General features: G+C 62.2%; 11 protein-coding genes. 8 read left to right on the plus strand and 3 right to left on the minus strand.

The features are described 5' to 3' along the window. The first annotated feature begins 5 nt into the window (after window positions 1–5). The 3 genes from NVB75_RS31985 to NVB75_RS31995 are packed head-to-tail and all read left to right on the plus strand — an operon-like array spanning window position 6 to window position 2470. The gene (locus NVB75_RS31985; RefSeq protein WP_375378899.1) at window positions 6–1055 is read left to right on the plus strand and encodes a glycine betaine ABC transporter substrate-binding protein; all 1050 of its coding nucleotides are present in this window, start codon (window positions 6–8) and stop codon (window positions 1053–1055) included. Next, on the plus strand, window positions 1052–1969 hold the full coding sequence (locus NVB75_RS31990; RefSeq protein WP_258344943.1) for a homocysteine S-methyltransferase family protein: 918 nt from the start codon (window positions 1052–1054) through the stop codon (window positions 1967–1969). The genes NVB75_RS31985 and NVB75_RS31990 overlap by 4 nt, the downstream gene beginning before the upstream one ends. 15 nt (window positions 1970–1984) lie before the next feature. Further along, window positions 1985–2470, plus strand: a complete 486-nt coding sequence (locus NVB75_RS31995) for an ATP-binding protein (protein ID WP_258344949.1) — start codon at window positions 1985–1987, stop codon at window positions 2468–2470. Here NVB75_RS31995 and NVB75_RS32000 read toward each other — a convergent pair. Next, window positions 2467–3018, minus strand: coding sequence for a GNAT family N-acetyltransferase (locus NVB75_RS32000; RefSeq protein ID WP_258344950.1), 552 nt, complete (start codon window positions 3016–3018; stop codon window positions 2467–2469). The two genes, NVB75_RS31995 and NVB75_RS32000, sit on opposite strands and share 4 nt — an antisense overlap. Before the next feature lie 469 nt (window positions 3019–3487). Between NVB75_RS32000 and NVB75_RS32005 the strand changes: the two genes are divergently transcribed. From NVB75_RS32005 to NVB75_RS32020, 4 genes are all read left to right on the plus strand, one after another. Next, window positions 3488–3997, plus strand: coding sequence for a sigma-70 family RNA polymerase sigma factor (locus tag NVB75_RS32005; protein ID WP_258344951.1), 510 nt, complete (start codon window positions 3488–3490; stop codon window positions 3995–3997). A 9-nt stretch (window positions 3998–4006) separates the two neighbouring features. After that, on the plus strand, window positions 4007–4966 hold the full coding sequence (locus NVB75_RS32010; protein ID WP_258344952.1) for a FecR domain-containing protein: 960 nt from the start codon (window positions 4007–4009) through the stop codon (window positions 4964–4966). A 91-nt stretch (window positions 4967–5057) separates the two neighbouring features. Further along, a complete protein-coding gene (locus NVB75_RS32015; protein WP_258344953.1) occupies window positions 5058–6851 on the plus strand; it encodes an ABC transporter ATP-binding protein in 1794 nt (597 codons plus the stop codon). After that, window positions 6845–8584, plus strand: coding sequence for an ABC transporter ATP-binding protein (locus tag NVB75_RS32020; RefSeq protein ID WP_258344954.1), 1740 nt, complete (start codon window positions 6845–6847; stop codon window positions 8582–8584). Before NVB75_RS32015 ends, NVB75_RS32020 begins: the two co-directional genes overlap by 7 nt. Window positions 8585–8602: 18 nt before the next feature. On the opposite strand, the gene NVB75_RS32025 is transcribed toward NVB75_RS32020, so the two are convergent. After that, window positions 8603–9352 carry a carbonic anhydrase gene (locus tag NVB75_RS32025; RefSeq protein WP_258344956.1) on the minus strand — a complete coding sequence of 250 codons (750 nt, stop codon included), beginning with the start codon at window positions 9350–9352 and terminating at the stop codon, window positions 8603–8605. A gap of 171 nt (window positions 9353–9523) precedes the next feature. Continuing rightward, a complete protein-coding gene (locus NVB75_RS32030) occupies window positions 9524–11263 on the minus strand; it encodes a dipeptidase (RefSeq protein ID WP_258344958.1) in 1740 nt (579 codons plus the stop codon). Between the two features lie 330 nt (window positions 11264–11593). Here NVB75_RS32030 and NVB75_RS32035 point away from each other — a divergent pair, with 330 nt between their 5' ends. Next, the gene (locus tag NVB75_RS32035; protein ID WP_258344960.1) at window positions 11594–12550 is read left to right on the plus strand and encodes a Dyp-type peroxidase; all 957 of its coding nucleotides are present in this window, start codon (window positions 11594–11596) and stop codon (window positions 12548–12550) included. Window positions 12551–12576 lie beyond the last annotated feature (26 nt).

The raw sequence follows: 12576 nt of genomic DNA on the forward strand, positions 1-12576 counted from the left end.
TTATCGTGAACACACCCTTATCGCGCCGCTGGGGAGCCGCCGCACTGTTGGCTTCCCTGATTCTCTCCCCGACGGTTTTCGCCAAGGACAAGATTGTCATTGGCGAGCAAAACTGGACGGGCGCAATCGCCATTCAGCACATTCTTGGAGAAGTTATCGAAAGCCGCCTGAACGGTGATGTGTCTTACCTGGCCGGGGACGTGGCGGTGCTGTTCAGTGCCGCTGCCAAAGGCGACGGCGCGGTGGATGTGCTGACCGACATCTGGTTGCCCAACCAGTCGGCAGCATGGGCCCGATACGTGACAGGCGGCACCCGTTCACTGGTGCCGAACGCCCACCCTTATGCCGGCGAGCAGGGGTTTTACATCCCGGGGTATATCCAGGACAAGTACGGTGTGAAATCGGTCTACGACCTGAAAAAACCGGAAGTGGCCAAGCTCTTCGAGCCGCTGGGCGGTGGCGAGGCACAGCTGCTGGTCGGCCCGGCAGGCTGGGAGTCGACCTATATCGGCCAGATCAAGGCCAAGGATTATGGGTTCGCCGATAAATTCGAGGCGGTGTCCACCGAGGCTTCTGTGACCTACGCCAAGCTGGCGGCGGCGTACAAGGCGCAACGCGGCGTAGTGTTTTACGCCTATACCCCAGACTGGATCTTCTCGGCGTTTGACCTGCGACGTCTGGAAGAACCGGCGTTCGACGGATACGCTCAGGACAACAAAAAGGATGACCCGCTGTACAAGGCCAATGGCTGCTGGAAATTTATCAGCCCGACGGTCGACCCGGATTGGCTGAACAAGAGCCAGATCACCTGTGCCTTCCCCGACGCCAAAGTCTATGTGCTGGCTTCGACGGCCTTGCAGAAGCGCGCACCCAAAATCGCTGAATTCCTGCGTAATTTCTCGATTGAACCGGTGCAGTTGAATACCCTGATCCTGAAGATCGAAAAAGAGAAACTGCCGGCAGATGCAGCGGCCAAGGCGTGGGTCCAGGCGAACACGGCGACGGTTGATCAATGGTTGGCTCCGTCGGCGCAAAAAGTGAGTACAAACCCATGAGCCAGATTGCTTTGCGCCTGCTCGATGGCGGCATGGGTCGGGAGTTGAAACGCATCGGGGCGCCGTTCCGCCAGCCTGAATGGTCGGCACTGGCGTTGATCGAGGCACCGGAGTTTGTGCTCCAGGCTCACGGAGCGTTCATTGCTGCCGGTGCCCGGATCATCACCACCAACAGTTATGCCGTGGTGCCGTTTCATATCGGCGATGCACGTTTTGCCGAGCAGGGTCGTTTGCTGGCAGAGCGGGCAGGGTGCCTGGCGCGTCAGGCTGCCGCCGAGAGTGCCGAGCCAGTGGTGGTGGCGGGCTCGTTGCCACCGGCCCTGGGCTCCTATCGGCCCGACCTGTTTGATCATCAACGTTCGGTCGCGATCCATCGCGAGCTGATCGATGGGCTGCAAGCCCATGTGGATGTCTGGCTGGCGGAGACCCAGAGTTCGACCGCTGAAGTTCGAGCGGTCGTTGAGGCGTTGGGCGCGCAATCCAAGCCACTTTGGGTATCGTTTACGCTGCTGGATGAAACGGATGGGCCCGCGCGGCTGCGCTCCACCGAATCGGTGGGCGACGCCGTACGTGTGGCGGCACAATTGGGCGCGCAGGCGGTGCTCTTCAATTGCAGCCAGCCGGAAGTCATGGCAGCGGCACTCACCGAGGCCCGGCTTGTGATTCAAAGCCTTGGTCAAAGCATTGAGCTGGGGGTTTACGCCAACGCGTTTCCTCCCGTCAACACAGAGGCCAAGGCGAATAGTACGCTGTTGGAAATTCGTAGTGACCTGGGCCCCGAGTCTTACCTGGATTGGTCCAGAACCTGGGTTGAGGCGGGTGCGACCATCGTAGGCGGATGCTGCGGCATCGGGCCTGAGCACATCGCGCAGTTGCACCTGCACCTGAGACCGCAAAGAGAGGTTGCGCCATAGGAGTGAACCAAGACCATGGCGACCGTGATCAACCCGGATGACTATCTGGAAACCGAGTTCGGCCGGGAGTACACGCCTGAGCGCAATCGCAAGGCATGGCAGCTCGCGTATGCACGCTTGAGGGAAGTACTGTCACAAGCGGTCGAGGGCTCTCATGTCTACGTGGTCATGGGCGTGCAGGGCGCTGGCAAGTCTCGCTGGGTGGCGGAAAACCTTGAGCGATTGGGGCGCGGGGCGATCGTCTTCGATGCTGCCTTGCCGGCGCGGCGTCATCGGGAGGAGCTGCTTTCCATCGCGAGGGAATATGCAATCCCGGTGATCGGCATTCTGGTGAGTGCACCGCTGGCATTGGCGCTGTCGCGAAATGCCCAACGCAATGCTGACAAAAGGGTGCCAGAGGACGCGCTGAAAAGCGTGTTCAGCATGCTGGAGCCGCCCAGTGAAGACGAAGGATTTGTGTGGGTGCAAACCATAGAACAGCAGGCCAAGGGCACTCGTTAAAGGTACTCACACTCCGTCCGCAGCAGCGAAAGCTGAACCAGGTCTTGATGACTTCCGTTCCAGTAACCCGCCTGCCTCAACGTCCCTTCCCGCACGAACCCGGCTTTCTCAAGCAGGTTCAGTGAGCGGGCATTGTCGGGATGAACCAGCGCTTCGATTCTGTTGAGTTCCATGTGCTGGAACGCCCATCGAACGGTGGCGTAGACCGCCTCCTTCATCAGCCCGCGGCCTTGTGCTGACTGCGCCATCTCAAAGCTGATCGCACAGCTTCGCCACGCACGATTCCATTTGAAGAAACCACAGGTGCCGATCAGCTCTGCCGTGGCTGTGTTCTCAATCCCCCAGCGAATGCCTGGGTTGGGCGACGTACGCCAACTGGCAAATACCTCAATCAATTGCTCCGCTTGGTGAGGTTCGGTCAGCGGATCGGTGCCGAACCACCTCATTGCTTCTGCGTCGCTATGAATCGCAAACAACGCCGCCGCGTCCTGCTGTGTCAGCGCCCTGAGGGTCAGGCGTTCGGTTTTGACGATGGGGAATTCGGACACTGGCGGCGTCACCTTTAAGAAAAACGATTCTCTAAGGTGTGTCTTACACGGCAAAAAATCAATCAAGTGGGCCCATGATCGCACCCACGCACCGTGTGGGGAGTGAAAGCAGAGCGGCTTTTATGTGGGAGCGGGCTTGCTCGCGAAAAACCTGAGAGCGCCGCGTTCATCCAGAATGCCCGCGTCATCGTTAACGACCTTCGCGAGCAAGCCCGCTCCCACATTTGGACCGTGCCCGCTTTAGCTTTTGATTGTGCTCTTCAACACTCAAGCCGGCCGGTAGGCCGCTGTGCTCTTGATCTGCTTTTGATCTTAGGCGCCCCAATATCCGCCGTTACCGAAAAGCGGATAGGCACACATCACCCCACCCAGCCCCTCCACATTGCACCCACGCCCCAGAGCCGATAGTCTTGCAAACCATTACCAAAAACCCAATGCCCCCGGGGCCATTGGGTAAAAGGAGAGGTTTGTGAACATCGGACAGTTCGCCTTTCAACGCCAGGTTGAAACTCTATACGTCGACCACAACAGCTGGCTGCGCACCGTGCTGCGGCGCAAATTGGGCAACGCATTCGACGCCGCCGACCTGGCCCACGACGTCTACCTGCAACTCATGCGCAAGGGCCAACTCCCGCCCACCGGCGAATCCCGCCGCCACCTGACCCAAATCGCCAACGGCCTGGTCATCGACCTCTACCGCCGTCGCCAGATCGAATCCGCTTACCTGCAAGCCCTGACCCTCTTGCCCGAACCCTGCGCGGCCGATGAAGAAACCCGCGCCCTGGCCATCGAAGCCCTGATCGAAATCGACGCCGCCCTGCACAACCTGCCACCCAAGGCCCGCCAGGCCCTGTTGCTGTGCAAACTCGATGGCTTGAGCTACCGCGAGATCGCCGCCGAGCTGCACGTCTCCGTCTCCTCGGTGGAAAAATACATCGCCGCCGGCCTGCTGGCCTGCTACCAAACCCTGCACGGCTGACCCACGGCGATGTCGACCGAACAGCCAATCGCCCCCGATATCATCGAGCGCGCCACCGCCTGGATGGCTCGCCTGTGGGCCGATGACGTCAGCGCCGAAGACCACGCCAACTGCCTGCGCTGGCGCGCCGAACACCCCCATCACGAACTGGCCTGGACACGCCTGCTGGGCTTCGAGCAAAAACTCAACAGCGTCCCCGCCGCAGTAGCCAAGCACAGCTTGGCCGAACCCGAAGCACCCGAATCCCCCAATCGCCGCCGCACCCTGCGGCTGCTGGGCCTGTTGGTCGCAGCCGGTGGCCTCACCTACGGCGTGCGCCGCACCGACGCCTGGCAACTGGCAAGTGCCGGCCATAGCACCCGCACTGGCGAAATTCGCGAAGTCGTATTGCCCGACGGTACCCGCCTGGTGTTGGGCTCGGCCTCGGCGATTGACGTGCAACTCGACGACCACCAACGCCTGATACTGCTGCGGGCCGGTGAGGTCTTCATCGCCACTGCGCCTTCACCCCGGCCGTTTCGGGTGCAGAGTCGCCAAGGTGTGTTTCAGGCCCTGGGCACGCGCTTCAGCGTCCGCCAATGCGACGATGACAGCTGCCGGTTGGCAGTGCTTGAGGGCGCCGTACGCGTGCAGCCCGACCATGGTCCAGCGGCACGAGTGGAGGCGGGGCAAGGTGCCACGGTTTCCAGGGACAAGGTGCAACCGACTGCGGCGGTGACTGACCGCAGCATCGCCTGGGTCAAAGGGCTATTGATCGCCGATGGCACCCGGTTGGACGAACTGATCGCCGAGCTGGCGCGCTACCGCCCTGGTGTGCTGCGCTGTGCGCCGGAGGTGGCGATGCTGCGGGTCAGCGGCGTGTTGCACCTGGAAAATACCGACCTGGCCCTGAACAACCTGGCCGCCGCGTTGCCGATCCAAGTGGTGAGGCGCACCCGCTATTGGGTGACGGTCAGTGCCCCTGCCTGAAAAAACCTTGAGATTTTGATTGAGGGTTTTGGCCGCTCGTTCGGAAGATAAGGTAAGGGCGAGCAAAGGCTCATTCAGTCAGGGAGACTTCATGAGTAACAAGGATGTGGCTGCGGCCAAACCCAGGGGGCGGGGCGCGGTCTGGCAAGTGCTGCGGCCGGTGCGCGGGCGACTGATCGCTGCGGCACTGCTGGCCGGTGTGGGCAGCATGCTGACGTTGGTGCCGCTGGGGGGCATTGTGCACATTGCCAGGATTGCACTCGGCGGGCCGTCGATGGCCCAGGCATCGGGGGAGGTGTGGTTGACCATCAGTGTCAGCCTGGCGAGCCTGTTCGTGGGCCTGCTGTTGATGACGGTTGCGGAGACGGTCGCGCACCTGGCCGACAACCACCTCACTCGCCACCTGCGCCTGGCAATCGCCCAGCGGCTGAGCCAGGTGCCGCTGGGCTGGTTCACCGAGCGGGCGTCGGGCGAGGTCAAGCAGGCAATGCAGGACGACATCGGCACCCTGCACAGCCTGACTGCACATTTCTATACCACCGCCGGGCGTTGCGCCGGGGCAGTGCTGCTGTCGGCGGTGTATCTGTTCTCGGTCGACTGGCGCATGGCGCTGGTATCGCTGTTGCCGTTTCCTGGGTTCTTCCTGTTCTTCAATCGTGCGATGAAAGCCAGCGGCCGCACCAGGCAGGCCTTTGTCGAACGCATGACCCGGGTCAATAACGCAGTCGTCGAGTTCGTCAACGGCATTCCGGTGGTCAAGGCCTTCGGTGCCATCGGCAAGGCCCACGCAAGCTACCGCAAGGCGGTGGATGATTTCAGCAAAGCCTTCGTTGAATTCACCCGGCCGCGGGTGGGGACGATGGCCAACGCCAACGCAATGATCGCCCCGGTGACGATGCTGGCAACGGTGCTGACGTTCGGCCTGGTGTTTATCAGCCTGGGCTGGATCGGCGCCGTGGAGGTACTGCCGTTCGCCATTGTCGCGCCGGGTATTTGCGCGCCGCTGATGCTGCTGAGTTACATCACTCACGACCTGAACAACGCCGTTGGCGCCGCCGAGCGTGTACAGGCACTGCTGGCGACACCGGTGCTGGCGCAGGTGGAACCGGGTTCCGAGCGGCTGCCCAAGGACGCCGAAGTGCGCGTGGAAAACCTCGGGTACGCCTACGACCCGCAGAACCCCGTACTGTCGAACATCAGCTTCACCCTCAAGCCCGGTACCGTCACCGCCATCGTCGGCGCTTCGGGCTCGGGCAAGTCGACCCTGGCGCGCCTGCTGCTGCGCTTTTTTGACCCGACCGAAGGGCGTATCACCCTGGGCGGCGTCGACCTGCGGCAGATCGAGACTTCGCAGCTCTACAACCTTATCGGGTTTGTGCTGCAAGAGGTACGCCTGGTCCACGCCAGCGTTGCCGAAAACATCGCCCTCGGCCGGCCCAGCGCCAGTCGCAAGGAAATCGAGGTGGCCGCCCGGGCCGCGAATATCCACGAATGCATCATCGGCTTGCCACGGGGCTACGCCTCGGTGATCGGCGAGGACGCGCAGTTGTCCGGTGGTGAGCAGCAGCGCATCAGCATCGCTCGCGCGGTATTGCTGGCGCCGCCGGTGCTGGTGCTGGACGAGCCCACGGCCGCCGCCGATGCCGGGAACGAGGTGGCGATCCAGGACGCGCTGTCGCGCTTTGCCCAAGGGCGCACGCTGCTGGTGATCGCCCATCGCCTCGACACCGTGATGCACGCCGACCACATCATCGTGCTGGAAAACGGCCGCATCGTTGAGCAGGGCAACCATCCTCGACTGATCGCACAGGAGGGCCGCTATGCGCGCCTGTGGGCGTCGGGCGGCTACAAACAGACCCGCGAACAGGCGCTGCCGACATGCTGAAAACCTTTATCGAACTGTTGGGCGACGACGAGCCTGTCTTGCATCGCTATGTGAGAAAGGTGGTGTTCTACGGCGCGCTCTGTGGGCTGACCATCGCTGCGCTGGTGCCGGTACTGACCGATATGCTCAACGGTGATCTTGCCGAAGCAGCGCTGTGGCTGGTGGTATTCCTGGCGGCGGTGGCGACGTGTTGGGCGACGCGACGGGAAGTTGAAAAGGCCGGCGTCGCGGTGGGCGTGGCGGTGCTGCAAGGCGGTCGTCAGCGGATCGGCGACCACGTGGCCAGGCTGCCGGTCGGCTGGTTTACGCCGGATAACACCGCGCGGCTCAACCAGGTGGTCACTCAGGGCATGATGACCGTGGCCCAACTGCCGGCCCATGTATTTACCCCGGTGCTCAGCGGCATAGTGACTCCGTTGGTGCTGGTGCTGGCGTTGTTTGTGTTGAACTGGAAAATGGGCCTGATCGCCTTGTTGGCATTGCCGATTCTCGGTGCCGTGTTCTGGTTCAGCGCGCGGCTGGGCCGGCGTGCCGACCGGGCGTTCCAGCGCAGCTCGGCCGATACCAGCCAACGCATGCTGGAGTTCGCCCAATCGCAGTCGGTATTGCGTGCGTTCAGCGGCGGCGGTCGCTCGGTGTTCCTGCAACGGGCGATTGAGCAGCAGCACGCGACAGGGGCGCGTCTGATCCTGTTGTCCGCAACCTCGGTGCTGCTGAATATGTGGCTGGTGCAGATGGTGTTCGCCGCCCTGTTGATCGCCGCTGCAGTGTGGCTTGACGCGTACCTGGGGAGTGCCTTGCACGTGGGGTCGGTGATCGCGGTGATGGTCTCGCTGTTGCTGGTCAGCCGCTTCATTGACCCGCTGCTGGAGGTGGCCGGCTACGGCGAGACGTTGCGCGGCGCCGGGATGCAACTTGAGGCGGTGCGCGAGATACTGGCCGCGTCGCCGCTGAAGGAGCCGAGCGCGCCGCAATCCCCACGGGATGCCTCAGTGGAATTGTGCGACGTCAGCTTTCGTCACCCGGGTAGTCCTCGGGACGTGCTGCGCGGAATAAACCTGCGTATTGAGCCCGGCAGCATGACCGCACTCGTAGGGGATTCCGGCTCCGGCAAGACCACGCTCTTGCGGTTGGTCGCGCGATTTTTCGAGGTGAGCCAGGGCCAGGTGTGTATCGGTGGCGTGGATGTGCGCCAGATGTCCGTTGCGCAACTCAACGCGCAGATCAGCCAGATCTTCCAGGACACCTACCTGTTTCAGGGCAGCGTCGCCGACAACATTCGCCTCGGCAAGCCCGATGCCAGCGATGCACAAGTGCTGAAGGCCGCGAGACAGGCCGGCGTGCAAGACATCATCGAGCGTCTGCCCATGGGCCTGTCGACCACCGTGGGCGAGGGCGGGGCACGCCTGTCCGGTGGCGAGCGCCAGCGCGTCGCGATCGCCCGGGCGCTGGTCAAGGGCGCGCCGATCCTGTTGGTGGACGAAGCCACGGCCGCGCTGGATGCCGAGAACCAGGCGGTCATTGCCGAAACCCTGGCACGGTTGCGCGGCACGTGCACGTTGATCGTGATCGCGCATCAGCTGTCGACAGTGGTGATGGCCGACCAGATCGTGGCGCTTGAAGAGGGCCGGATCGTAGAGCACGGCACGCCTGAACAACTGGCGGCCCGCCAGGGGCGCTATGCCCGGTTCCTGGCGCAGCGGCGGGCGTCGAAGGGCTGGCGTATCGCTTAGCGTGCTGTGTAAGCGGCACTAAGCGACCAGTTCGACCTTCCCGCTGTCGAGTCTGTAGATGCCGCCGACGACGCTCAGTTTGCCGCTGGCCAACGCATCGGATAACAGGTTGGACTCGCTCTTAAGGCGGGCTACGGTGTCTTTGACGTTTTGCGCGATGGCGTTGTCCAGCAGGTCGCCGGGTTGTTTCACGACTTTCTCCACCGAGGGTTTGATCGCGTCTGCAAGGCCCTGGATCTGCCCTGGAAATTTCGTCCCATCTTTCAGTGTCTTGACGCCCGCCGAGACGGCACCGCAGCGGTCGTGGCCGAGCACCATGATCAGTGGCGTGCCAAGTACCGCTACGGCGTATTCCAGGCTGGCCAGGCCGTCGGTGGTCAGGAAGTTACCGGCCACCCGTACCGTGAAGAGGTCACCTCGGGCGGTGTCGAACGCGTACTCCGGGGCAATTCGCGAATCGGCGCAGCCCAGCACGGCGGCGTAGGGGTTCTGCCCGTCCACCAAGGCTCCACGCTCAGTCAGAAAATCATAGCGCCGGGTTACGCCGTCGGCATAGCGGGCATTGCCAGCCATCAGGCGAGCCAATGCATGTTTCGGATCCAGCGTGTTCTCGGGTTTGGGTGGTGGTGAGTCACTGGCGGCATGGGCCAGTGGCGGCGGCAGTGCGCCGGCCAGCATCAGCACGCCAGCACCGACGCCGGCCAGGCGCAGGAAATTGCGCCGTTGATTGACGGTGGGCGTTGATGAGGATTCGCAACGTTTGCACATCACTTGAGCACTCCTGGGGGAAGGTGACGGCTACCCCAATGAGACCGGCGGGGTAATTCCATCAGCGCAGTGTGCGAATACAAGTGTGCGGGGAATGTGGGACTTATCTTAAGCCTCGGCTGATTCGTCGCCGAGTCTGGACCCGCCAGGCAGGCGGGTCCGAAAGGTTCGTCAGAGCTTCGGCAGTTGCCCGATGCGGCCCATCATTTCAGTGACGATCTGCAGGTCCAGCAGGAACTGGTCGACGGTCTTGAACTCGTTGTCGGTATGGCCGGTGTACTTGACCTCTGGCCGTGCCAGGCCGAATTGCACGCCATTCGGTAACTCATGCACCGAGGTAGCGCCGGCCGACGTCCCGTACTTGTGCTCCATGCCCAGGTTCTCGCTGGCCACCGCCAACAGCGCCTTGACCCACTCGCCTTCAGGGTTGCGGTACATCGGCTCGGCGATCGAATAGTCGAAGCTCACGGCCACGTGGTTCTGTTTGGTCCAGGCTGCCAGTTTGTCGGCGATTTCAGCTTTGAGCGCTTCCGGCGACTTGCCCTTCGGCACCCGCAGGTTGACCGCCAGCTTGAAGGTACCGTCATCCTCACCCACATAGGTCAGCGAGGTGGTCAGCGGCCCCATGAACGCATCGGAGAAGCCCACGCCCAGTTTGCCGCCCAGGTAATCCAGGCCCCAGTTGGTGGCGGCATAATGCGCGGCGTCGGTGAACTGGTTGTGCTTGAGCGCCACCTTGCCGTCGAGGCTGTTGAGGAAGTCGAGCATCCGGGCCACCGGGTTGACCCCGGATTCCGGCTCGGAAGAGTGGGCGGACACGCCGGTGACGGTCAGCTGAACGTCTTTGCCGACGACCTTGGCTGCCACTTCGAAGTCACCGCCATTGTTTTTGGCGTATTCGCTACCGGCCTTTTGCAGGCTGGCGGCCAGTTCGGCGGGCTTGTCGCTCAACAGTGTCACCACCGACGCCGACGGGATCTGGTTGGTGGCCTTGCCGCCGGTCATCGAGATGATTTCTGCGCCTTTGCCTTCAGCCTTGCGCTTGGGGAACTTGGCCATGACCGTGCCGTAGCCTTTCTCGGCGATCACCACCGGGTAGCCGCCATCCAGCGCCAGGTTGTAGTTGGGCGTTGGGTTGTGTTCGAAGTAGTACGGGATCGCGTCGCCGGAGGTTTCCTCGGTGGTGTCCACCAGCAGCTTGAAATTGCGTGCCAGCGGCAGCTTCTCTTCCTTGATCACCTTCATCGCGTACATCGCCACCACGATGCCGTTCTTGTCATCCTCGGTACCGCGGCCATACATGCGGTCGCCAATCAGCGTGACCTTGAACGGATCGAGCTTGGTGCCGTCCTTGAGCACCCAGTTTTCCGGGGTTACCGGTACCACGTCGGCGTGAGCATGGATGCCGACGACTTCATCGCCGCTGCCTTCCAGGGAGATCTCATACACGCGGTTGTCGATGTTGCGGAAGTTCAGGTTGAACGACTCGGCCAGGCTCTTGATCTTGGCGGCGATCTTGATGAACTCGGGGTTGTCGTGCTGGGCTACGCCGGCCACCTGGAACGTCGGGATCTCCACCAGTTCGCGCAGGGTTTCAGTGGCGGCAGCGCCGTACTTCACTCGCGCATACAGGCCCAGCAGGCGATGGATTTCATTCTGCTGGTCGGCGGTCAGGTCCTTGTTGTCGAGGAACGCGCTGATGGCCGGGCCGAGGTTGTCGCTCTTGGCCACGTCACTCTTGGCCAGGCTATCGAGAAACTGCCTGAAATCCTTGACCGAAGCATCGCTGAAGGTCTTCAGGATGATCGCATTCTGTTGCGGGGTGAGGTTGGCTTGAGCTTGGGTGGTGAACACCGAAAGGCTGGCGGCCATCAGGGTGGCTACGGCCAGTTGCTTGAGGGAAAAATCCATTGCTGAGGGCATTCCTTTGCAGGGAGTGAGTGAGAAATGTCTGATCAGAAGGTCAGAAACAATTTCACACACTACCATCGGGAGGCCGTCGGAGGGGAGTCCCTGTTGTGGGGTTTGTCCGAAGGAAATGCGCAAGTGGCGCATAAACGAAAATCCAGTGTGGGAGCTGTCGAGCTTTAGCGAGGCTGCGATAGCGGTGGTTCAGGCAGCATCAATGTTGACACTGCTGCCGCCTTCGCAGCCTCGCTAAGGCTCGACAGCTCCCACAGGATTTGGTGGTCTGCTAATCTCCCGACGTTGAAATCTCGACCGCCACCCGTGGACCTCCCAATGACAACCCCAACCGATCCAAACCTCGAACCCCAATCCGTCTGCAGCCCGATCACCAGCAGCGCCATTTTCATGGTTGCCACCCTGGCTCCGGGCAGCGACTCGGCCGAGGCGGTACGCAGTTGGTGCGCCGATATTGCCGGCCTGGTGCGTTCAGTGGGCAAGCGTGTGCCGGCGGGCAACCTGTCCTGTGTCGCAGGCTTCGGCTCAAAGGCGTGGGACGCGCTGTTCGGCAGCCCGCGCCCGGCGGCATTGCATCCGTTCAAGGAGGTAGGCGTGGCAGGGCGCCTGGCACCCGCTACGCCGGGGGATATCCTGCTGCACATCCGTGCCGATCAGATGGACCTGTGTTTTGAGTTGGCCACGCAGTTGATGGCCGCGCTGGGCGATTCAGTGACAGTGGTGGACGAGGTCCAGGGGTTCCGCTACTTCGACATGCGCAGCATCATCGGTTTTGTCGACGGTACCGAGAACCCGGTCGGGCGCAAGGCGGTGGGCTTCACCATTGTCGGTGATGAGGACCCGGAATTCAGCGGCGGCAGCTATGTGTTGGTGCAGAAGTACCTGCACAACATGACGGCCTGGAACGCATTGTCGGTCGAGGCGCAGGAGCGGGTGATCGGGCGTACGAAACTGTCGGATATCGAACTCGACGACGCGGCCAAACCGACCAATTCCCACAGTGCGCTGACCACCATCACCAAGGACGGCGAGGAGGTGAAAATCCTGCGGGACAACATGCCCTTTGGCCGTCCGGGCGCCGGGGAGTTTGGTACGTACTTCATCGGCTACGCACGGTCGCCGGAGCCGTTGGAGTTGATGCTGGAGAACATGTTTGTCGGCCGGCCGGCCGGCAACTATGACCGCCTGCTGGACTTCAGCACGGCGGTCACCGGCGGCCTGTTCTTCATACCATCAGCGGATTTGCTCGAAGAACTGGCCGACCGCGTGCCTTAACTGTAGGAGCGAGCTTGCTCGCGAAA

It is taken from the genome of Pseudomonas sp. CBS (assembly GCF_024734645.1).
Classification (GTDB): domain Bacteria; phylum Pseudomonadota; class Gammaproteobacteria; order Pseudomonadales; family Pseudomonadaceae; genus Aquipseudomonas.